This window comes from Actinoplanes sandaracinus (assembly GCF_030009775.1).
Classification (GTDB): domain Bacteria; phylum Actinomycetota; class Actinomycetes; order Mycobacteriales; family Micromonosporaceae; genus Actinoplanes; species Actinoplanes sandaracinus.
In genome coordinates this window covers 74,153-96,354 of the sequence record NZ_JASCTH010000017.1, presented here as the reverse complement: position 1 = coordinate 96,354, position 22,202 = coordinate 74,153, and the positions used below count along the sequence as shown (strand labels likewise).

Annotated in this window: 17 protein-coding genes; 7 read left to right on the top strand and 10 right to left on the bottom strand. The window is 69.1% G+C overall.

Going from position 1 to position 22,202, the window contains the following annotated elements:
• Positions 1-11: 11 nt before the first annotated feature.
• Positions 12-2,156 (top strand): glycosyl hydrolase family 95 catalytic domain-containing protein, encoded by a 2,145-nt coding sequence (locus QLQ12_RS25290; protein WP_282762935.1) that lies wholly within the window; start codon positions 12-14, stop codon positions 2,154-2,156.
• Here the strand turns inward: QLQ12_RS25290 and QLQ12_RS25285 are convergent.
• The 3 genes from QLQ12_RS25285 to QLQ12_RS25275 are packed head-to-tail and all read right to left on the bottom strand — an operon-like array spanning position 2,153 to position 5,841.
• Positions 2,153-3,088 (bottom strand): carbohydrate ABC transporter permease, encoded by a 936-nt coding sequence (locus tag QLQ12_RS25285; RefSeq protein WP_282762934.1) that lies wholly within the window; start codon positions 3,086-3,088, stop codon positions 2,153-2,155. The genes QLQ12_RS25290 and QLQ12_RS25285 overlap by 4 nt on opposite strands.
• On the bottom strand, positions 3,085-4,128 hold the full coding sequence (locus QLQ12_RS25280) for an ABC transporter permease (RefSeq protein ID WP_282762933.1): 1,044 nt from the start codon (positions 4,126-4,128) through the stop codon (positions 3,085-3,087). Before QLQ12_RS25280 ends, QLQ12_RS25285 begins: the two co-directional genes overlap by 4 nt.
• A gap of 39 nt (positions 4,129-4,167) precedes the next feature.
• Positions 4,168-5,841 (bottom strand): extracellular solute-binding protein, encoded by a 1,674-nt coding sequence (locus QLQ12_RS25275; protein ID WP_282762932.1) that lies wholly within the window; start codon positions 5,839-5,841, stop codon positions 4,168-4,170.
• Between the two features lie 208 nt (positions 5,842-6,049).
• Here QLQ12_RS25275 and QLQ12_RS25270 point away from each other — a divergent pair, with 208 nt between their 5' ends.
• The 3 genes from QLQ12_RS25270 (at position 6,050) to QLQ12_RS25260 (ending at position 12,130) form a co-directional block, all read left to right on the top strand.
• The gene (locus tag QLQ12_RS25270) at positions 6,050-7,252 is read left to right on the top strand and encodes an ROK family protein (RefSeq protein WP_282762931.1); all 1,203 of its coding nucleotides are present in this window, start codon (positions 6,050-6,052) and stop codon (positions 7,250-7,252) included.
• 328 nt (positions 7,253-7,580) lie between these two features.
• On the top strand, positions 7,581-10,706 hold the full coding sequence (locus QLQ12_RS25265; protein ID WP_282762930.1) for a glycoside hydrolase family 3 protein: 3,126 nt from the start codon (positions 7,581-7,583) through the stop codon (positions 10,704-10,706).
• A 788-nt stretch (positions 10,707-11,494) separates the two neighbouring features.
• Positions 11,495-12,130 carry a LysE family translocator gene (locus QLQ12_RS25260; RefSeq protein WP_282762929.1) on the top strand — a complete coding sequence of 212 codons (636 nt, stop codon included), beginning with the start codon at positions 11,495-11,497 and terminating at the stop codon, positions 12,128-12,130.
• A gap of 861 nt (positions 12,131-12,991) precedes the next feature.
• Here the strand turns inward: QLQ12_RS25260 and QLQ12_RS25255 are convergent.
• Positions 12,992-13,288 carry a hypothetical protein gene (locus tag QLQ12_RS25255; protein WP_282762928.1) on the bottom strand — a complete coding sequence of 99 codons (297 nt, stop codon included), beginning with the start codon at positions 13,286-13,288 and terminating at the stop codon, positions 12,992-12,994.
• 266 nt (positions 13,289-13,554) lie between these two features.
• Positions 13,555-15,237, bottom strand: coding sequence for a cellulase family glycosylhydrolase (locus QLQ12_RS25250; protein ID WP_282762927.1), 1,683 nt, complete (start codon positions 15,235-15,237; stop codon positions 13,555-13,557).
• Positions 15,238-15,787: 550 nt separating this feature from the next.
• Here QLQ12_RS25250 and QLQ12_RS25245 point away from each other — a divergent pair.
• Positions 15,788-16,342, top strand: a complete 555-nt coding sequence (locus tag QLQ12_RS25245) for a fibroblast growth factor (protein WP_282762926.1) — start codon at positions 15,788-15,790, stop codon at positions 16,340-16,342.
• 7 nt (positions 16,343-16,349) lie between these two features.
• Here the strand turns inward: QLQ12_RS25245 and QLQ12_RS25240 are convergent, their stop codons facing one another.
• From QLQ12_RS25240 to QLQ12_RS25230, 3 genes are read right to left on the bottom strand one after another with little or no spacing between them, the layout of a single operon-like run.
• Positions 16,350-16,964, bottom strand: a complete 615-nt coding sequence (locus QLQ12_RS25240; protein WP_282762925.1) for a GNAT family N-acetyltransferase — start codon at positions 16,962-16,964, stop codon at positions 16,350-16,352.
• Complete coding sequence (locus tag QLQ12_RS25235) at positions 16,961-18,532, bottom strand: APC family permease (RefSeq protein WP_282762924.1); 1,572 nt, start codon at positions 18,530-18,532, stop codon at positions 16,961-16,963. The genes QLQ12_RS25240 and QLQ12_RS25235 overlap by 4 nt, the downstream gene beginning before the upstream one ends.
• Positions 18,533-18,588: 56 nt before the next feature.
• Positions 18,589-19,230, bottom strand: coding sequence for a GOLPH3/VPS74 family protein (locus QLQ12_RS25230; RefSeq protein WP_282762923.1), 642 nt, complete (start codon positions 19,228-19,230; stop codon positions 18,589-18,591).
• Positions 19,231-19,479: 249 nt separating this feature from the next.
• Here QLQ12_RS25230 and QLQ12_RS25225 point away from each other — a divergent pair, with 249 nt between their 5' ends.
• Both QLQ12_RS25225 and QLQ12_RS25220 read left to right on the top strand, forming a co-directional pair.
• Positions 19,480-20,328: a helix-turn-helix domain-containing protein gene (locus QLQ12_RS25225; protein WP_282762922.1), complete on the top strand. Its 849-nt coding sequence runs from the start codon at positions 19,480-19,482 to the stop codon at positions 20,326-20,328.
• Positions 20,329-20,369: 41 nt separating this feature from the next.
• A complete protein-coding gene (locus QLQ12_RS25220; RefSeq protein WP_282763067.1) occupies positions 20,370-20,585 on the top strand; it encodes a DUF397 domain-containing protein in 216 nt (71 codons plus the stop codon).
• Between the two features lie 297 nt (positions 20,586-20,882).
• Here QLQ12_RS25220 and QLQ12_RS25215 read toward each other — a convergent pair whose 3' ends face one another.
• Together QLQ12_RS25215 and QLQ12_RS25210 are read right to left on the bottom strand one after the other, a co-directional pair.
• Positions 20,883-21,647 carry a hypothetical protein gene (locus QLQ12_RS25215; protein WP_282762921.1) on the bottom strand — a complete coding sequence of 255 codons (765 nt, stop codon included), beginning with the start codon at positions 21,645-21,647 and terminating at the stop codon, positions 20,883-20,885.
• A gap of 104 nt (positions 21,648-21,751) precedes the next feature.
• Positions 21,752-22,081: a hypothetical protein gene (locus tag QLQ12_RS25210; protein ID WP_282762920.1), complete on the bottom strand. Its 330-nt coding sequence runs from the start codon at positions 22,079-22,081 to the stop codon at positions 21,752-21,754.
• Positions 22,082-22,202 lie beyond the last annotated feature (121 nt).

Genomic DNA, 22,202 nt, shown 5'->3' with positions numbered 1-22,202 from the left:
AAATATGAGCCGTGCAGAGCAACGTCAATCCGTCGTTCCATGACGCCGAGGCCACCGACGACTGGGAGCGCGCGCTGATCAGCGGCAACGGCCGGCAGGGCGCCCTCTGCTACGGCTCGCCCAGCGCGCTGCGCTTCACCCTCGCCCACGAGGACCTCTTCCAGCCGGTCACCGAGCCGCTTCCGGCGCCACACACCGCCCCCGCCCTGCCGCGCCTGCGCGAGTTCCTCGACACCGACCGGTTCCACGACGCGGCTCGGGCGGTCTGCGACCTCGCCGCCGAAGAGCATCCGGGGTACGCGGAAACCCGCTGGATCGATCCGCTGATCGGAGCCGGCACACTGACTTTCACGCCCGATCCTCCCGGCGACCCGGGGAGTTATCGCCGGGGCACCGACTTCACCACGGGCGTGGTCCGGCAGGAGTGGGCCGGCGTGACAGCCGACGCGTTCGTCTCGCGGCCGGCGGACGTGCTGGTCGTGCGGATCACCGGCACCGGCGGGACGGTCCGGATCGGCGGGATCGACGGCGACCCGGAACAGCCGATCGCCTACGACGTGGACCGGATCGGGGACGACCTGGTCCTCACCGGCCGGTTCGGCGGGGCACGCTGGGCGGGAGCGCCGGACGGATGGACCGTGGCGGTACGCGTACGCCGTACCGGCGCATCGGTTTTGATCGTGGCCCGAACCGTGACCGGCCTGCGACCGCCCGCCGAAGCCCTCGCCGCGTTGCCGGAAGCCGGCTTCGACGCGCTGTTGGAGGAGCACACCGCCGTCCACCGCGACCTGTACCAGCGGGTCGGCCTGGACCTCGGCGGGCATCCCGCGCAGCGGCTCTTCGACGCCGGCCGTTACGCGATCATCAGCAGTTCCGGCGCCCGGCCGCCGACGCTGCAGGGGGTGTGGAGCGGCACCTACGCGCCGCCGTGGCGCAGCGGCTGGACCATCGACGGCAACCTGCAGGCCGCGCTGCTCGCGGTGCACGCGACCGGCACGCCGGAGCTGATGCCGCCGCTGTTCGACCTGCTCGACACGATGCGCGACGACTTCCGCGAGAACGCCCTGCGGCTCTACGGGGTGCCCGGCCTGTACGCTCCCGCGCACCTCGGCACGCACGGGCGGCAGAACCATTTCGGGCCGGTCTGGTGCCTGACCTTCTGGACCGCCGGCGCCGCCTGGCTCGCCCGCCTCTACCTGGAGCACTGGCAGCACACCGGCGACCGCTCCTTCCTCGCCTCCCGGGCGCTGCCGTTCCTGCGGGAGGCCGCCGAGTTCCATCTGGCCTTCACCGAGATCCACGACGGCCGGGCGCGGTTCAGCCCGTCCTACTCCCCCGAGAACGATCCGGGCGGAGCGGGCGAGCAGGCCGCGGTCGACTCCACCCTGGACGTGCAGGCCGTCGCCGCCCTGTTACGCGGGCTCCTGACGATCACGGAGGTCCTCGGGCTCGACGACCCGGACGCGCTCCGCTGGCGCGGCCTGCTCGCGGCCCTGCCCTCCTACCGGGTCAACGACGCCGGCGAGCTGGCCGAGTGGATCGATCCACGCTTCGGAGACAACCACGAGCATCGGCACAGCAGCCACCTCTACCCGTTCCTCTACGGCGGCGACCCGGCGTTCGAGGAGAATCCGGCGCTGCGCGCCGCGGCGGTGCGTGCGGTGCGCTCCCGCCTGCGGTGGTGGCTGAGCGAGGCCTCCGACGAGATGGGGTACGGTCTCGCGCTGCTCGGTGTCGCCGCGGCGAATCTCGGGCTGGCCGAGGAGGCGTACGCGGCGCTGACCCGGCTGACCGAGGCGTACTGGCGGCCCAACCTGGTGCCGACCCACAACCGCGACCACATGTTCAACGTGGACGTGGCCGGCGGTTTCCCGGCTCTGGTTGTCGCGATGCTGCTGCGCAGCCGGGACACCGGCCCGGACGGGGTGGCCCACCTCGACCTGCTGCCCGCCCTGCCCTCGGCCTGGCCCTCCGGCAGCGTCCGCGGCCTGGTCGCCCGCGGCCCGGTCACCGTCGACCTGACCTGGACCCCGGACCGCCTGGAGGCCACCCTGCTCTCCCCCGTCGACCGGACCGTCCACGTCGGACTGCCCGCCGGTGGCGCCGAGACGATCGCCCTCCGCGCTGGCCACCCACTGAAGATCAAGACCGGCTAGCCCTTGACGGCGCCGACGATGACGCCCTTGGTGAAGTGGCGCTGGACGAACGGATAGATGACCAGCGCCGGGACGATCGTGACGACCACGACGGCCATCTTGATCGCCAGACTGGGCGGAACGGACGAGCCCAGGCCGGGGATCGCGATCGCGGCCCCCGACGTGGACGGGGACTGACCGGCCAGGATGAACTGCTGGAGCACCCGCTGCACCGGCTGGAGGTCGTTACGGTCGATGTAGAGGATCGCGTTGAAGAACGCGTTCCAGTAACCGACCGCGTAGAACAGGCCGATCACCGCGGTCACCGCCTTGGAGAGCGGCAGCACGATCCGGGTGAGGATGCGCAGTTCACCGGCGCCGTCCATGCGGGCGCTGTCGTACAGCTCGCCGGGGATGCTCATGAAGAACGCCCGCAGCACCACCAGGTTGAACGCGCTGATCGCGGTCGGCAGGATCAGCGCGAGCAGGTTGTCCTTCATGCCCAGGCCGGTGACCACCAGGTAACTCGGGATCATGCCGGGGTAGATCAGGAACGTGAGCAGGAAGTAGAACAGGATCGGCTTGTGCCCGAGGGTGCCGGGCCGGGACAGGCCATAGGCGGCGAGCACGGTGACGAACAGGCTGAGCGCCGTGCCGGCGATCGTGACCACTGTGCTGACCAGGATCGCGTCGGTGATCTGCCCACCCGAGAAGATCACCACGTAGGCGGTGGGATCGAACTCGCGCGGAAGGAAGACGTAGCCACCGGCGGCGTTGATGGTCTTCTCGGACGAGAGGCTGGTGATCACCACCACCCAGAGCGGCACGAGCACGGCCGCCACCACCACGGTGAGGATCGTGCCCTTGCCGAACTGGCCGAGCAGCGTGGGTTTCTCCTCCCACGCCGGGCGCAGCGAGTTGCGGCGGGGCCGGACTGCGGTGTCTGCGCTCATGATTTCGAGTAGATCCCTTGCTCGCCGAACCGGTGTGCCAGCTTGTTGGCGCCCACGATCAGGAGGATCCCGATCACGGCCTTGAACAGGCCGGCGGCCGCACCGACGCCCCACTGCTGGACCGCGATGCCCTGGTAGTAGACGTAGGTGTCGAGTACCTCGGCCGCTTCCCGGCCGACCATCTCCCGCTGGAGCACGAACTGCTCGAACCCGACGTTGAGCGCGTCGCCCAGGCGGAGGATCAGCAGCAGCACGATGACCGACCGCAGGCCGGGAAGGGTGATGTGCCACATCCGCCGCCACCGGCCGGCGCCGTCGGCCGCGGCCGCCTCGTACAACGACGTGTCGATGGCCGCCAGCGCCGCCAGAAAGACGATCATGCCCCAGCCGGCGTCCTTCCAGAGCGCCTGCGAGGTGACCAGGAACATGAACGTGTCCGGGTTGGTCATGATCTCCGGCGGGGTGTACCCGGCCTGCCGCACCGTCTGGGCGAGCAGGCCGGCGCCGCCGAGCATCATCTGGAACAGCGAGACCACCAGCACCCAGCTGAAGAAGTGCGGCAGGTAGACGACGCTCTGCACCAGCGACCGGATGCGCGGCGACATGATGCTATTCAACAGAATCGCCAGCAGGATCGGGATCGGGAAGTAGAACACCAGCTGGAAAGCCGTGATCGACAGCGTGGTGACCACCGAGTCCCAGAACGCCGGGTTCTTGAACAGGTACTCGAAGTTGCCGAACCCGATCCATTCGCTGTAGAGGAACGCCTCCAGCGGGTCGTCCCCGACGAACGGGTTGTAGTCCTGGAAGGCGATGACGTTGCCGAGCGCCGGGACGTAGTGGAACACCAGCAGCAACAACATCGCCGGCAGGCACATCAGCAGCAGCGGCCAGTCCCGCCGCAGCCGCTGCCCGAAGGACAGTTGCCGCCGCGGGACCGCCTTGACCTTCTTCTTCGCCTTCTTCGCCGCGGCCCGCGGCTCAGCGGCGATCGGTGGCGCGCTCACCACGTCACCTCCGCTGCGCTCCGGCGCGGCCATGAGTGCGAACTGTGCTGAATGATTCGCTCACAAGCTCGCTCATCGCCCGTTGTCAGCCAGAACCTTGGCGTAGAAGTCGCGAGCCGCGTCGCCGCCGCCGGCCTTCCAGTCCGAGATCACCTTGTCGAAGTCGCCCAGTGGAGTCCGGCCGCGCTGGATGTCGGTGATCTTGTCCTGGGTGGGCTGCTCGATGGCGGCCTGCTGGCTCGGCGTCTCCACCTTGATGCCGTCCCACGGGTTCTTCTCCAGGTACTGCGTGGCGTCGTTGCCCCAGTTCACGAAGTCGGCGGCGTAGGTCGGGATGGTCGGGCCACCCACCACGACCGGAGGACGGCCGCCGAGGAAGACGTACTGGTTCGCGAACTCTTTGGTCCACAGATCGTTGGTGACCGGCGTGCCGCTGCCGTCCCGCTGGAAGTGGGTGCCCTCGGCTCCGTAGTTCTGCAGCTCCCACTCCTTGGTGCCGAACGGCGCCGCGGTGTAGTTCAGGACACGCAGCAGTTCCTGGGTGCGCTCCTGGCCGAGACCCTTCTTGATGAAGGTCCAGATGATCGCCGAACGTGCCTGCCAGCGGACCGGCGGCTTCCCCTTGTCGGCGCCGAAGACCTTCACGGCCTGCATGTTGAACTTGGGATTGGCCTGCACGGCCGAGGGCCACGTCTCCTTCCATGAGCCGCCACCGGTGGCGTACATGAAAATCTTGCTGCCCTTGAACAGGGTGGTCTGGTCACCACCCTTGCTGGCGGCCACGTCGGGGTGGATCAGCTTCTCGGCGTAGAGCCTGGCCATGAACTCGACGGCCCGCTTGTACTCCGGCGTCTCGTGCCGGTGGACGACCTTGCCGTCGGCGGTCTTCATCCAGCCGTTCTCCGAGCCGCCGGCGCCGCAGATCTGCTGCACCTCCAGCCAGATGTCGCCGAAGGCCCACTCGCCCTTGTCGGCGTTGGTGAACTTCTTGCCGAAATCGTAGAGCTCGTCCAGCGTGGTGGGCGCCGCGATGCCACGCTCGTCGGCGGCGTCCTTGCGGTAGTACAGCACCGACGGGTACGGCGAGTCGGTGGGGAACGGGACAGCCATCAGCTTGCCGCCCCACACCGAGTCCTGCCAGGCCTTGGTGTCCAGACCGGCGAGCAGCGGGTAGGCGTTCACCTTGTCCCCGGCCAGGTAGGGCGTCAGGTCCTCGAAGAGGGCGTGCACGCCCTCGCTGAACCGGGCCAGCTTGTTGATCTCCCAGCCCGGGATGCAGGTCAGCTCGGGCACGTCCCGGGCGCCGAGCATGGTGTTGAGCTTGTCGCCGTAGGTGTTGCCGTCCTGGATGCTGAAGTTGATCACGCCGCCCATGTCGGCGTTGACCGCCTCGACCAGCTTGTTGGCGGCCGGCGGCGCCGGCCCCCACCACGGGGTGCTGGCGGTGACCGGCTTGCCGCTGGTGATCGCCTTCTCGGTGACGGCGTCGGCGAGCGACGCCGGGTACTTCACGTAGCCGTCCGCCATCGGCCGCACGCCCTTGACGTCCGGCTGCACCAGGGTGGAGTCCTTGAAGTTGGGGACCACCCCGGCGGCCTGCTCGGCGGTGGTGGCCGAACCCTTGGAGGTCGGCTCCTTGCTGCAACCGGCGAGCGCTCCGCCGCTCGCGAGCGAGGCCGTGCCGAGGCCGACCAGCCCGAGGAAGTTCCGCCTGTTCGTCGACGCGCCCGAAAGCGTTCTCCGCACGGCGCACCACCCTTCCGTTATGGGTTTAGTTTGGCTAGCGTCTAAACTAAATACATCGAAGACAAGCTAACCGACGTGGTGCCGACCCGACAAGCACGAATGGGAGCGCACCCACGCCAGCGGGCACCGATCAGGGGAGACGACGAACCGCGGTGATGCGGCAAGATGATCAGGCGGACAGCACGCGCCACTTCGAGCGGAGCTTGATGTGAAGACCACCCGGGCCGACCCACAGCCGGCCGACTTCACCGACGTGCGCGCCACCAACCTGGCCGTGGTGCTGCGGCACCTGCGCGCCAACGGGCCCAGCTCGCGCGCCTCCATCGCCGCGTCGACCGGGCTCAACAAGGCCACCGTCTCCAGCCTGGCCGGCGCTCTGATCGAGCAGCGGCTGCTCCGCGAGACCGGCCTGAGCGGCAACCGGATCGGACGGCCCGGCACCGCGCTGACACTGGACGGCTCGGCCTACGCCGCGATCGGCCTCCAGATCGCCGCCGACCGCCTCACCGCGCTCGCCGTCGACTTCGCCGGCGACCAGTTGCTGCTCTGGCACCGGGCGTTCGACGGCGGCCCCGCCACCACCGGACCCGGCCGTGCGGTCAGCGCGGTCGCGGCCCTGGCACAGCGTGCCGCCACCCGGGTCCGCCAGCAGGGCCGGCAGGTCCTCGGCCTCACCGTGGCGGTGCCCGGCCTGGTCGACGGCGGCGGCACGGTCCGGCTCTCGCCGCCGCTCGGGTGGGCCGACGTCGACCTGCGCGCCCTGCTCTCCGGGTCGCTGCGCCAGCCCGGGCTCGACGTGTCGGTGGCCAACCACGCCGGCCTCGCCGCGGTCGCCGAGTTGCGGCACGGCGGTCATCCCACACTCGATCTCACCTACGTCACCGGCGCCGCCGGCATCGAGGCCGGCATCGTGGTCGACGGCCGGCCGCTGCACGGGTCGCGCGGCTTCACCGGCCAGATCGGACGGTTCTCCCTCGGCCCGGCCGGCGCACTCACCCTGGCCGACCTGGCCGGCATCGAGCCGCTGGTCCGCCGGGCTCTGCCCGGCTTCGGCCCCGAGCCGGTCACCGACCTGACGCCCGCGGTCGACCACCTGGCCGCCCTGGCCCGCGCCGGTGACGCGGGCGCACTGTCGGCGCTGCACGACACCGGCTGCCATCTCGGGCAGGGGCTGGCCCTGCTGGCGAACCTGGTGAACCCCGAGGTGATCGTGCTCGGCGACCACTACGCCGCCCTGGCCGAGTGGCTGGTCCCGGCCGCCGCGGCCGAGCTGGCCCGCAACACTCTGGCGCCCTCGGGCGGCGGCGCCCGCCTCGTCGCCTCGACGCTGGGGCTGCACGCCGCGGCCCTCGGCGGCGCCGTGTCCCATCTGGACCGCGTCGACACCGGAGTGCTGCCCACCAACACGTGACCCACCCGCCGGCCGTAGCCCACGCCCGTCAACCACCGCGGATGACCTGCCTGGCCTACGGCTCACCGCCTTCACGGGCCGAACCGTAGGCCACACGCCTCACCCGACACGGATGACCTGCCTCAACGACGGCTCGCTCGCAGCGGGGCACCGGATCGGCGGTAACAATCGATGACCAAACATGCCCTCCGCGCCTTGACCCAGGCGTAACTGTGGTGCGAGCCTCAGGGAACTCCGTCCGAAACATTCGCGAAACCACTCGCGGAGGCTTCTTCCGCCGCGTTGTCGAAGCGCTTCGACGAAGCGGCTCGGCCCGAAGGAACACGTTGTGACCGAATCCCCCTCTCGCATCGTCTTTCGCGACCCGCAGCAGAAGCTCGCCGCGCGGGTGTCCGACCTTCTGGGCCGGCTCGACCTGGCGGAGAAGATCGCCCTCCTGCACCAGCACCAGGCCCCCGTCCCCCGGCTCGGCATCGGGCCGTTCCGGACCGGCACCGAGGCGCTGCACGGCGTTGCCTGGCTCGGCGCAGCAAGCGCTTTCCCGCAGGCTGTCGGCCTCGCTTCCAGCTGGGACACCGACCTGCTGCGCCGGGTCGGCACGGCGGTCGGCACCGAGGTTCGCGCGATGCACCACCGCGACCCCGCGAACGTGGGACTCAACGTGTGGGCACCCGTGGTCAACCTGCTCCGCGACCCTCGGTGGGGCCGCAACGAGGAGGGCTACGCCGAGGACCCGTGGCTCACCGGCGTGCTGAGCACCGCCTACTCCGGCGGGCTGCGCGGCGACGACCCTCGCTGGCTGCGCACCGCGCCGACCCTCAAGCACTTCCTCGGCTACAACAACGAGACCGACCGCTGCATCACCTCCAGCAACATGCCGCCCCGAGTGCTGCACGAATATGAACTGCCCGCCTTCCGCCCGGCCCTGGCCGACGGGGCCGCGGTCGCCGTGATGGCCTCCTACAACCTGATCAACGGACGGCCCACCCACCTCAGCCCGCTGATCAACGAGGTGCTGCGCGGCTGGTCCGAGGACGACGTCATGGTCGTCGGCGACGCCTACGCGGTGCAGAACCTCGCCGGTGACCAGCAGTGGTGCGAGGACCATCCAGCCGGGTTCGCGGCCGCGCTGCGGGCCGGCATCGACTGCGTCACCGAGCCCGGACCGCTCTCCGAGGAGTCGTTCACCACGGCCCTGGACCGAGGGCTGATCACCGAGTCCGACGTGGACGCCGCGGTCCGGCACATCCTGTCGGTACGGGTCCGGCTCGGCGAGTTCAACCCGGACGAGGACCCGTACCGGACGATCGGCCCCGAGGTGATCGACTGCCCGGAGCACCGCGTCCTGGCCCGCGAGGCGGCCCGCGCCTCGGTGGTGCTGCTCGCCAACGACGGCATCCTCCCCCTCGACCCGGCCGGTGCCGGACGGATCGCGGTGATCGGCCCGCTCGCCGACACCACCGTCGACGACTGGTACAGCGGCACCCCGCCGTACCGCCGGACCCTGCGAGCCGCGATCGCCGAACGGATCGGCGCCGGCGAGGTGCTCCACCACGAGGGCGCCGACCGGCTGGCGCTGCGCTGCGCCGCGGGCCTGCTGGTCGCGAGCGCGGACGAGACCGGCGGCCCGCTACGGATCGCCGCCACCGAAGACGTTCCGGCCGAGGCGCTCTTCGACGTGCTGGACTGGGGCGAGGAGACGTTCTCGCTGCGCGCCGTGGCGAACGGCCGGTTCGCCGGCGCGGACGGCCTCGGCGCCGGAAACCATCTCCTGGTCAACGACCGGCCCGGCCCGAACGGCTGGGAGGTCCGCGAGACGTTCCGCTTCGAGCCGGCCTGCGACGGGCTGGCGCTGCGGCACGTGCAGAGCCGCCGCTACCTGGTGGCCGACGCGGACGGGACGGTCCGCACAGCCGCCGAATCCGCCGCGGACGCCACCGTCTTCACCGTGGACCTGCTCATCGACGGGGTGGCCGCGGCCGCCGCGGTGGCCGCGGAAGCCGACGTGGTGGTGCTGGCACTCGGCAACCACCCGCTGGTCGCCGGACGGGAGACCGAGGACCGGCGTGACCTGGCCCTGCCCGGAACCCAGGACGAACTGCTCCGCGCCGTGCACGCCGCCAACCCGCGGACCGTGCTCGCGCTGGCCAGCAGCTACCCGTACGCGATCGGCTGGGCCCGGGAGAACCTGCCGGCGCTGCTCTGGTCCGCGCACGGCGGCCAGGAGCACGGCGCCGCGCTCGCCGACGTCCTCTTCGGCAGCGACCCGGCCGGTCTGCCCGTCGACCCGTCGGCCCGGCTCACCCAGACCTGGTACTCCGACGCCGGCGACCTGCCCGACCTGCTCGACTACGACATCATCGCGACCGACGCCACCTATCTCTACTACCGCGGCACGCCGCTCTTCCCGTTCGGGCACGGCCTGTCGTACACCCGTTTCCACTACGAGAACCTGCGGATCAGCGCCGGCACGATCGACGCCGCCGGCGAGGTGACGGTCACCGTGGACGTGGTCAACACCGGCGACCGCCCCGGCGTCGAGGTGGTGCAGCTCTACACCCGGCAGCAGCGGTCCCGCGTCAAGCAGCCGCTACGCCGGCTGCGCGGCCACCGGCGCGTCCGTCTCGCACCCGGCGAGCGGTCCACCGTGGAACTGTCGGTGCCCGTCGCGGAGCTGGCATTCTGGGACGTGACCCGCTCCCGCTGGGTCATCGAGGACGCCACGCACACCATCGCGGTGGGCCGCTCCAGCACCGACTGGCGCCTGACCACGACGCTGCGCGTCCGCGGAGAACACATTCCCCCTCGCTCACCGCGGTCCGTGCTCAAGCTGATCGACAACGATGGGTACGCGGAAACGACTCCGGTGGCCACGAAAGAGGCTCCCGGGGAAGCTCTGCGCAGCGAACGGCACAGCGCCTGGGCCGTCTTCGACGAGGTCGACTTCGGCGGCGGGCTCTCCGCCGTCCGCGCCCTGGTCGCAGCCACCGCCCTCCCCGCCGCCCTCGCGACCTCCGCCGCCACCGCTTCCACTGCCCCCGCCATCGACACTGTTCCCGCCTCCGCAGCCTCCGCCTCCGCTGCCGCTGTTCTTGCCGCCACCGCGTCCACCGCCGCTATCCCCGCAACCGTCGCCTCCGTCGTTCCGGCAGCCACCGCACTCGCTGCCTCGGCCGCCGCTGCCGCTCCGGCTGTCGGCGGAATGAACACCACAGATGGGAGCCGCGCCGGCGGCTCCGTATTGCTGCGCCTGGACGACCCGATCTCCGGCCCGATCCTGGCCACCATCGCCGTCCCGGTGGCGCCTACCGACGGTGAACTGTTCGAGGTGACCGCCCCTCTCCCGCCGGTGACCGGGGTGCACGCCCTCTTCGTGCTCTTCGAGCAGCCCGGCATCACCGTGGCCACTCTGTCCTTCGAGGACTCGAACGACCCAGCGGCCTGTCTGCGCTGACTCGAAAGTCAGCCATCCCGACAGCTCAAGCGTTGATCAACGCGGTATGACAATCGCTCCGACCGGGCGCCTTCCACGCACGACACGGGCGCCACAGGAGACACGGACGCTACAAGAACACGGACGGGAGTGTCCGCCCACGGTCCCACGGTGACCAAGGAAATAGCCCGTCCCGGGCGCACGGTGGCAGCCAGTCCGAACTCCGCTGGCTGGTCGTGAGCGCAATCCCGAGCAGATCGAGGCAGCACTCACGGCCAGCCGGCAGACCAGTCAAGATCCACGGCGGACCCAGTCAAGATCCACCCAGTTCGCGCGCTTCCCGTGATAGCGGCCGCTCACGCCAGTTGTTGATCAGCTGACCGGACGATTCCGAGGTCAAAACGGACGTGAAACAGCACTTCCGCACGGCCAGCAGATCACCCCACCCGAGAAGCCCACCGGCACGAGGCTGCCGGCGCGTTCACATCGTTGCCGAGACATCCCCTGCCCAAGCCGACCCTTGGGCTGCGGCAAGACCGGACCAGGCAGGACCGATGCGGGACCAGACCGAACCGGTGCAACGCCAGGCAGAGCAGGGGCGAGACCAAGCTCCCCCGGCGGGACCGGCGCGGGACCGAGTCGGGGAACAGCGCGGAACCGGCGGCAGAACCGGCGCAGGACCAAGGCGGGACCGGCGCGGGACCGAGGCGAGAGCAGCGCGGGGCCAGCGCGGGACCGGCAGAACGCGCTACCGGGAGAGGGTGCCTACCGGGGCGGTGAGAATGAGAGGGAGCGGGGAGGATGGGCGCATGGGTTCGTTGGGACAGGCTCTGGCGTTCGCGGGAGTGATCGGGCTGGCGGCAGCGTCACCCGGGCCGGACTTCGCGGTGGTGGTGCGACGTTCGGTGGTGGCGGGACGGCTGCACGGCATGGCCGCCGCCGCCGGGGTCGCCGCCGGAGTGTTCGGCTGGTCGGTAGCGGCGGCCATGGGAGTGGCCGCGCTGATCGCCGCGTCGGCTGTCGCCTTCACGGTGGTCAAGCTGGCCGGAGCGGCCTACCTCCTCTGGCTGGGAGTGAGCGCGCTGCTCGCGGCCCGGCGCGGCGGTGCGGGCCTGGAGCAACCGGGACCCGGGTGCGCAGAGACCCGCCTGTGGGTGTCGTTCCGCGACGGTTTGCTGACCAATGCGCTCAACCCGAAGTGCGGCGTGTTCTTCGTGGCCGTGCTGCCCCAGTTCGCGCCGGTGGACGGCTCCGCCGCCGACGTCCTGCTGCTCTCCGTGGTCGCGGTCCTCATCACGGTCGCCTGGTTCACCGTGGTGGCCAACCTGGTGGCGGCGCTGCGACGAGCCCTGTCCCGCCCACCCGTTCGCCGAGCCTTGGACGCGATCACCGGCACCGTCCTGATCGTCCTCGGCCTCCGCCTAGCGGCATCCACCACCCCCTGACCCCACACTCCCGCCCACCGGCATCTGCAAGCTCCCCACCTCCCCACCTCCCCACCTCCCCACCTCCCCACCTCCCCATTGCTTGTCTCTAGCCGCCCAGTTCCCCACTGCGTACCCCTGCGCCGATTGACCTCAACTGCCCAGCTCCCACTGCCCACGCCGCGCAGCCCCACTGCCCATCTCTGGCCGCCGACCTCGCACTGACCGACGCCCGCCGCTTGTCCATCGCCGCCGCCCGCGCGGCTCGGCATTCAAGGGCTCGGAAGACTGCTCGGATGACCACCGTGTTGTGGCGTCGTCACCCCAGCCCTCCGATTGGGGAACGGACTGTTCGAGAAAGCCGACACCCGTTGCGGGTGTCGGCTACATCCACAACGGGTGTCGAGTTTTCAAAGGAGATGTCTTCCCTGATTGCAGGGGACCGCCAACTCGGGCCACAAGACGTGGTGCCGTTACATCCGTGTCAGGCGGCCGAGTGGCCGACATGGGCCCGGACGCAGAACGGCACGTGCCGTAGCAGGGCGTGGCCGCGTTCCCGCCGATGCCGTGCGGCGGAGAGACCCATGCGAGTGAGCGGAGATCCGCCGAGCGGAGAGCTCCCATCAGGCGAACACAAACGCGCCACCCGAACACATGAGCGCCGCCCGCACACATGAGCGCCGCCCGCACACAGACGCGCCGCCCGAAGGCTGAATAGGCGGTATGTGGCGGTGTGCAAGCCGCCTCATCTCCACCACTGCGTGGACGCTCATCCTGGGCCTCCGGCGGCGCCCTTCTGGCAGCGGCTCATCAACCAGTCGGCGTCGGATTCATTGGGAGTGTCCGTCCACGAGCACGCAGGGCCAAGCTCACCTTGGCTGGCTAGGGCGCGGCCAACAGATCACTCGCCCGAGAAACCAGCGGGCCCGGTTGCTGTCGCGTCCACACCGTTGCCGAGGCGCTCCCGGAGCACTGTTCAGTTGGCAGGTTGGATGTCGCAGCTGAGCGACGGCCGGGACGGCTGGCGACGGGCTCGCGCATCACGAGCTCGCACGTCACCAGCTCGCGCATCACGAGCTCGCACGTCACCAGCTCGCGCATCACGAGCTCGCACGTCACCAGCTCGCGCATCACGAACTCGCGCGTCACGAACTCGCGCGTCACGAACTCGCGCGTCACGAACTCGTAAGTAGCGGGTTCGTAGTGGGCGGGTGGCTGTGGTGATCGTGGAAGTTGCGCCGGGCGGCGGAGCGGTGGCCCAACCACTCCGCCGCCCGGACGTTTTCCAGAACCGGTTCTCTAGAACCGTTTGCCAAGACCGGTTCGTTGGGACCGGTTTGTTGAGACCCAGTCGTTGGAACCGGGTGGTGGACCGGGTCGGTGGGACCGGGTCGGTGGGACCGGGTCGGTGGGACCGGGTCGGTGGGACCGGGTCGGTGGGAAGGTCAGGCGGGGGTGCCGCTGACCGCGGTGCCGGTGCGGGTCACGTGGTAGGTGACGATCTCGCCGCTCCAGAAGTGGAACTTCAGCGTGACCGAGGCCCCGTCGGTGACCTCGGCGAAGAACTCCGGGGTCAGTTTGATCGTGCCGGCGGGGTAGTCGGGGGTGAAGGCACGGTCGAACTCCTTGTACGGGGTCCAGCTGTGCGGGCCCGCGTTGGTGCCGTCGGCGTAGGTGGCCGTCATGGTGGCGAGCCGGTCACCGTTGAAGGCTGCCGGGAGCGCGAATCCGGCGGTGGCGCCGGTCGCGGCCGACAGTTGTGGGGTGTCGAAGGTGACGACGTCGAGCCGCCACGGGACACCACGGGAGAACCGCAGTGACAGGGAGGCTTTCACCCCGTACCCCTGGGTCTTGGTCAGTCGCTTCAGCAACCCGGAGGTGAGGGTGAGCTTGTCGCCGGCGACCTGGTAGTCGGGGCCGCGCCGCAGCGTGGCGCCGCCGAGGCGGACGTGGGTGAAACCGGTGCCGTTGAGGTTGAGGGTGATCGTGCGCGCGGTGACCGGTGCGGAGCGCCGGACGAACAGCAGGTCGCTCTCGGCCGTGCCGGAACGGGTCCGCCAACTGGAGGCGATCTGGACGAACAACTCGGTGTCGCGCCAGATTCCGGCGGCACGGTCAAAGTGCTGGCCGTTGTCCCAGAGCATCGTGGTGACGCCCGCGGCGCGGGCCTGCTGGCCGAACAGTTCGAAGAACTTGAGCTTCTCGCCCTGTTCGATGGTGCCGGTGTGCCGGTCGAAGCCGAGCAGGCCGTACTCGCCGAGGATGACCGGGATGCCCCTGCCGATCAAGCTGTCGCGGAGCCGCTGGAAGGTGCCAAGCATCTCCTGTTGCGCGGTCGCGTCGAATCGGTAGCCGCCGGCCACGTTGACGCTGAACGGCCAGTACCCGTAGTAGTGCACGGTCGCGATCAGGTTCGGGTCGTTCAGGGCGGTGAACTCGGCGGTCAGGGCGTCGAGCCGGCCCTGGTCGGCGTTGGTGTGCAGGGTGGGCAGGACCAGCAGCCGCGTGGCGTTGCCGCCGCCGGTGCCGCGCACGATCCGGTGGAAGGCCGCGTTGAGCTCGGCCAGCAGGGCGTAGTTCTCGGCGTCGCCGGAGCTGCCCGAGAACTGCGGCTCGTTGACGCTCTCCAGGACCAGCCGCGGCGAGGCGTCCCGGAAGGCGGCCGCCACCTGGGTCCAGACGGCGTTGTAGCGGGTCAGCACGTTGTCATGGTCGGTGGGCATGGTGTTGATCCACTGCCACGAGTCGTGGTGAATGTTGATCATCACGTAGAAGCCCTCGTCGAGCGCCCAGCCCACCACCTCCCGCACACGGGCGAGGTAGGCGGGGTCGATCGTGTGGTCCGGCGCCGGGCCTTGGTGCTGACCCCACGTAACGGGGATGCGGATGCTCTTGAAGCCCTGGGCCCGGATGCCGGCCAGCAGTTCGCGGGTGACGCGCGGGTTGCCCCACGAGGTCTCGTCGGCGCCGGTGGCGTCGAAGGTGTTGCCGAGGTTCCAGCCCGGCTGCATGGCGGCGACGGCCCGCGCGGGCGTGTGGGCCGGTTCCCGGGCCTGGGCCGGGCCGCCCGCGGCCAGGCCGGTGGCGAGCAGGGCGAGGACGAGCAACCTGCCGAGTAGTCGCGACATGACGCTCCTAGCGAGACGCGCGGGAGGAAGCGAGGTGGGAGCGCTCCCGCTCTGATCTCGGCAGACTATGTTTAGTCGTCAAACTATGTCAATCGATGGACATGACGGCGGGCCACCCGGGCGAGAGGGGGATGCGCTCCTCGCCAGGATGGCCCGTCGGCTCAGCCGCACCGCTCACCCGTCGCGTCGTCGAAGGGTGAACCCCCATCCGCATCCGCCGGCAATTCCTAAAAAGGCGAACGCACGACGCCGACTGCACGAAGGCTAGTACTCGGTGCATTCCACTAAAAGGATGACTCACGGAATCATGCGCTTCAAGTTAACCGATTCATAACGCTTCGTGAGATAGCTGCGCAAGGGTTCGAGCGGGTGAGATACGGCCGTCTACCTGCAACTTCGCAAGTTGCATGCAAGAAGGTTCGATAGGCAGCCTCCAATCAGGATTGGCACATTTTTTCCGCGACTTAATATTGTCGCGGCGTCAAGAATCTTCGTACTCTAATGGCCAACATCATCGATCGCCTTGAGTACGATGAAGCGGGGAGCAGCCATGCTTGTCAAGATCATCGACCAGATCACCGACGATGAGATGCACAAGGCAGCTTGGGAACTGTATGAAGGCGCGTTCCGCGACCTGCGCTCCCTCGCCGTGCAACGTCACCTGATGTATCGGTCAGAGTTCGAGGAGGTCATGCGCGACCCGAGGGTCGACAAATACCTCTGCGTCAATGACGACGGCAAGCTCTGTGGCCTGTCCACCTTCACCAACGATCTCTACGCGGTTCCGCTGATCGCGCCGGAGTACTTCGAGCGCCGATGGCCGGAGATGTATCACCAGAAGCGCATCTGGTACGTCGGCTTCGCCGCTGTCGGGACCGAGGCACGGGACACTCGGGCCTTCGCGGAGCTCGTCGAGGCCATGCAGCGCACCGCCGCGGACCGGAACGGGATGATCGGGATCGACTACTGCCGCTACAACGACGACGAGCGCAATTTCGGCCGGGTGGTCCGGCTGATGCTGCACCGGTTGTCCGGAGGTGCGATGCGGTCCGAGCTGATGGACCAGCAGTCGTTCTGGATCTACGAGTTCCCCGCTGCCGCCTGACCGCCGGTCAGCCCATAGGCGCCCTCCACATGGCCCACAGCGGCGGCCCGTCGGGTAGTTCGATCACGGACCGGACCCGGTATCCGTGCCGGAGGTAGAGATCGCGGTTGCGGGGGTCGTTCGCCTCCAGATAGGCCGGAAGCCCGGCCCGGTCCAACCGGGAGTGATGGCGGTCGAGCAGCGCGCTGCCGATGCCCTCGTTCTGCCGGCCCGGCCGGACCGCCAGGAAGGCCAGGTAGTGGTGGGGTTCCAGAGGGTGCTCCGCCTCGAGCGCCGCGTCGAGTTGCTGAACCCGATCGAAAGCGGTGTCGGTGACCTCCTTGACGCGGCGCTCGTAGTCGGCCGGCGGCGGGATCATCGAGGTGAGCGGGAACCAGAGCGCGACACCGCACATCCGGCCGTCGTCGGCGTCGGCGGTGCTGTACACCTCCCCGTACTGGAGGGCGTACTCCACGAAGATCTCGAAGTAGCCGGGTGACAGCCGCCGGCGCTGTGTCGCATCCGGGTGCAGCCAGCGGGCGACCGGCCCGTCTCGCATCGCGTCGGCCACGAGGTCGGTGATCTCCTCGGTGTCGAACGGCGACACGTGCCGGATCACGAGTTCCTGGATGGCGTACGTCATCTCAGATCCCTACTGTCTGACGGATAGTGGCTCTGGAACGCCATCGCGTGTGAGTGCGGCCGGGGCTCCTCCGGGATTTCGAAGACCGTCCGGCGCTCCACACCACGCCCGATCACCGCGTACACGTCCGGGCGGGTGTAGCGGATGATGGCCGCCCAGCCCGCGCCGAGCAGCGCGAGTACGGCGTACCCGGCCGCGAACGCCCAGTTGAAGATCGAGTCGGGAGACAGCCCCAGGACGTCGCCCAGGCCCACCACGGTGGCGAACAGAATGATGCTGAGCAGGAAGAACGCGATGATCGGCGCGATCCGGCCGCGCCATATGTTCTCCAGGCGCGGATGCTGCACGAAGAACGCGATGACCGACGCCGACGTGCCCCACATCAGGATGAGCACGCCGAGCCCGCCCACCACGGTGAGGTATCCGAAGAGCTGGACCAGCGGATCGGCCCCGGTGAACCAGTAGGCCAGGATCGCGACCAGGGACAGCACGCTCTGCGTGATCGAGCCGACGATCGGCGCGCCGGTCCGCGGGTGGGTGTAACCCCACCGGCTGGGCAGCATCCGCTCGCGGCCGAGGGCGAACTGGTACCGCGAGACCGCGGCGTGGAAGGCCAGCAGGGCCGCGAAGATGCTGGTCATGAAGAGCAGATAGCCGATAGTGATCATGATGTTCGGCACGTGTGGGCCGACCAGGCTGAAGACCAGGTTCGTCTCCTCGCGTTGCGCCTCGGCCACGATCTGGCCGGGGCCGGCGGCGACCGACATCGCCCAGGCGGACAGCGCGCACATCAGCCCGGCCAGCAGAACCGCGAGGTGGGTGGCCCGCGAGATAGTTCGTTTCGGGTCTTTCGCCTCCTCGGAGAGCACGACCGTCGCCTCGAACCCGGCGAAGCCGCCGATCGCCAGCACCATCATCGCGACGACCTCGGGCGTGAGCAGCTGCGCCGGGTTGAGGGTCGCGAGGCTGACCACTCCCTCGCGCGGGTTGGCGACCATCACCAGGTCGTAGACCACCACCACGGCGATCTCGGCGACCAGCAGAACACCGAGGACCTTGCCGCTCAGGTCCACCCAGAGCATGCCGAGGACCGCGATCAGCGCCCACGCCACCAGCGCACAGGCGACCCAGGGGACGCTGAGCCCGAGAGCGGCGAAGATGCTCGACGACACCACGCCGAAGAGACCGAACAAACCGATCTGCATGAGCGCGTACGCCGGCAGGGCCACGAACGCGGCAGCGACGCCCAGTTCACGGCCCAGCCCGTGGCTGATGTAGGAGTAGAAGGCTCCGGAGTTGACGATGTGCCGGCTCATCGCCACGAACCCGACCGTGAAGATCGTCAGGATGGCGGCCACGACGACGTAGACGAGTGGCAGGGCGGTGTTGCCGACCACCGCGTAGACCGTCGAGATGGCACCGATGATCACGGTGAGCGGGGCCGCCCCCGCCACCGCGAAGAACACCACCGACGAGACACCGAGGCGGTTGCTGGCCAGGGCCTGGCTGACGATGTCCGCGCCGGGGCGGCGGTTGGCCGCGGACTCCCGGCTGAGTTCGGTCAGCATCGTCCCCGCCCACCGGTCGACATTGTCGCGGCGACGTTGGTGGCGTCCGGCCGGGCTCACCGGCGACCGACCGCCAGCGCGGACCCGACGAGAGCCTCGGTGCTCTCGACGATTTCGCGGAGATCACTGGGAAGGGAAGCGATCATGCCCGGCAGCGAGTGGTAGATGTGCGGGTAGTTCTCGAACCCGTACATGACGTGCCGGGTGAGCCCGGTCGACACCACGAGACCGACGAGCATCCGGTCGACGACGTTGAGTTCCATTCCCCGGACCAGCATGTTCGCGACTCGGGTGGAGGCCCACGCGGCGGCGTTGCGCTGCCGGGCGGTGTTGGGCATGTAGAGCGTCTGTGTGCTGCCGAGCATGCGCCGCCTGGTCACCAGCTCGACCGCGCCGACTCGCATCAACCGCTCGGCCACCCGGAGCGCCGAGTCCTGCGCGAGGAAGGCGAGCCAGGTGCGGATGTCGCGGTGCTGTGGCTGGGCGGTCAGCAGGTCGAGGATGTCGTGATCGAGAGCGTCTCGGGTGGGACGTCGGTCGAGGACGTGTAGGTCTCCGTCATTGACGCCGATACGGCCTTCGAGAACCAACTCCGCGAGTAATGCGGCAGCCAGCCCCAGGCCGGTCGCACGAGGATGCAGCCGGGACCGCCCGGTACGGTCCTCGTGTGCGATCAGGTAATACTGGTCAGCCAACACTCCGTCCACGCCCCTTAGACGCAAGTTCCAATGATCTTTAACCTATGTAGGAAACAAGACAGAACTCGATGTCCGCAGCATCATGTACCCAACACCAAGGTCAATACAAGAAGTACTAGACTTCTCATTCAGGCCTCGCCGCTAAACGACGGCAATAATTGATCTTCGAGTAATAGCGATCATGGATGGATTTCAGCTCACGCGGCAGCGGTCGTAATATCGACTTCATCAGGACCGTTAGGAGTCCAGGTGTCCGATATCGAGGGTCCGACGCTACGTCGCCGCCGACTGGGGGCGGAGCTCAAACGATGCCGGGAAGCCGCCGGCCTGACGCAACAGGACGTGTCCCGTCATTTCGAGTGGCACTCCGCCAAGGTGACCCGCATCGAGACCGCCCGGGTCGCGGTCACCCCGCGGGACGTCCGTGACCTGCTCACGCTCTACAACGTGCGCGACCAGGGCTATCGCGAGGCGATGGTGGAACTCGCCCGGATGTCCCGGGAGCGCACCTGGTGGACGGACTACCGCGACATCATGCGGCCGGGCAATTTCGTCGGCCTGGAGGCCGCGGCCTCGGCGGTGCGCGCCTGGGAGCCGGTGATCCTGCCCGGCCTGCTGCAGACGCCCGCCTACATGCGGTCACTGATGAGAAGCGGACGGCCTCTCGACCCCGAGGAGCACATCGACCGGCGGATCGCGCTGCGCCTGATGCGTCAGGGGCGGCTGACCGGTGAGCGCCCATTAGAGATGTCGGCCTTCATAGATGAGGCTGTGGTGCGTCGTGTGATCGGTGGAGAAGAGGTCATGGCGGAACAACTTCGGCACCTTATAGATATAGCTAAATTGCCGAATGTTTTCCTTCAGATCCTGCCCTTCAACGCTGGTGAACACATGTTCCTGAGCGGTCCGGCGACACTTCTGGAGTTCCGAGAGACCACCCATATGGATGTTGTTTACATGGAAGGCCTTGCGGGAGACTTGTATGAGGAACAGCCAGACATGGTTGACTGGTATCGGCAGGAGTTCGAGCGATTGAGCGCCAAGGCGCTTGACCATCGCGAGACCATAAAGATGATCGAGAGTCTGCTCGTCGCTTAGCACTCCCGAAGAAATCTCAGATCCAAAGGGAGGTGCTTGAGTTGCTCGCGCACCAGCTCGACGGTGCCGTTTGGAAGAAGGGCAGCCGTAGCAACGGCAGCGGTGGTAACAACTGCGTCGAGGTCGCAATGCTCGGCGAGGGAATTGCCGTCCGTGACAGCAAGGACCGAACTGGTCCGGCCCTCATGTTCACGTCGGCGGAGTGGACCGCCTTCGTGGACTCCGCCAAGGACGGCGAATTCGACATCGTTTCGTGAAGCCTACCCATAGGTGCGCACCACTGGAAGGCCTAGCCTTTTCACTATGTGCATCCTGAGGGAAGTCGCAGCTCCCGGGCTCCGGGTGCTGTGACAGGGGCGCTGCCCGGTCGCTCTGCGCGACCGGGCAATCACGCCTGCCTCGATGCGGGCGCGCCATTTCGCCTCACGTTCCGCACTTTTCCGGTGACGATCCGAAACGGCGGCCGGTCATGATGAAGACCAGCCAGTGTCACTGACGCTGCGCTCGGCGCAGGCGACGTGGAGTGACGATTCCGGCGAACTGTGGGTGATGATTCAAGCGACCGGCGCGAGGGCCGACCGGCTCATTCCGTCCGGCGCGACGGCCGGCCGCACCGCCCAGGACTCCGCGGCCGCCGCTTCCCGCCGCAGGCTGTCCCGGCTCCGGCGGGCCAGTTGTGTGTCGTGCCAGGCGGCCCGCTCGGCGTCGGCCGCGGCCAGGTACAACCGCTCCAGATGGGCCGCGCAGGCTCGCCGCACGGCCAGCTCCTGCTCCACCGGGTGCAGGCGCGCGTCCCACCCGGCTCGGCCGGCCAGGGCGTCCGCCACGGCGGTGAGCGGAAGATCGCCACGGGCCGCCGCGGCACGTACCTGCTCGTGCAGGTAGCGCTCGCGGGCGGCGTACTCCGAAGGGCTCTGCGGGGTCCACGGGGCGCCGAAGGCCGCCGCCGCCCGGCTGCGCGCCCAGCGCGCGTCGGCCTCGCGCCACGCCGCCAACGTCGCGTCCACCCGATCGGCGGACTCCCGCCAGCGCGCCTGCCAGCGGTCCACCGCCTCACCGGCCTGGGTCGCCGCGACCCGCACCTCCTGCGCGTAACGCACCACCCGCACCGCCTCCGCCGCCCGGACGGCCCGCCGCTGTTCGCGGCGCTCCCCGGTGCGGCGCACGAAGATCGCCGCCTCGGTCAGGGCCAGGCGCGGGTTGCGCACCCCGTCGGGATTGGCGAGGACCACCAGGGCCGGCAACGTGAGCAGCATCAAGGTGGCCCAGATGGCCATCGGAGCGGGTTCGTTGAGCAGCATCTCGGCGAGGATGTTCATGGTGGTTCCGTTCGCTCGGCGGGTTCGCGGGGCGGCGCACCGCGTGCGGTGCCACCGGGAGGGCGCGTGTCACCCCGGGCGGCCGGACGGCCGTCCGCGGGGTTTCAGGCGGCGAACGGAGGAGCTCGGGAACCCGCGACGCCCGCGGTGCGCTGGGCGGTCAGAGCGCGGGCACGGCCCGCGGTGGGAGTGGTCGCGGCAGCCGGTCGCGCGACCGGCTCGGCGGTGGTCTCGGCAGGCGACGCCTCGGCGGTACGCGCCACGCGCTCCGCCCGCACGCACGAGGCGGCCACGGAGCCCGCGGCGGCCGGAACAGCGGAGGCGCCCGGGTGCGCGCCGGCGCCCGCACCGGCCGGAGCGGTGAACAGCGCCAGAAACAGGGCGAACAGAACGGGCAACGACCGGAGCAGCGCGCTGCGTCGGGTCGTCGTCATGCCGTAAAAGTACCGTAATAGTATCTTTAGTCCTTTTCGACGCGCCGATTAAACAGCAGGTCAGGCCGGGTCGGCAGGCCGAACTCCGCCTGACCGGAACGGATCACTCACGTCCGTCCGG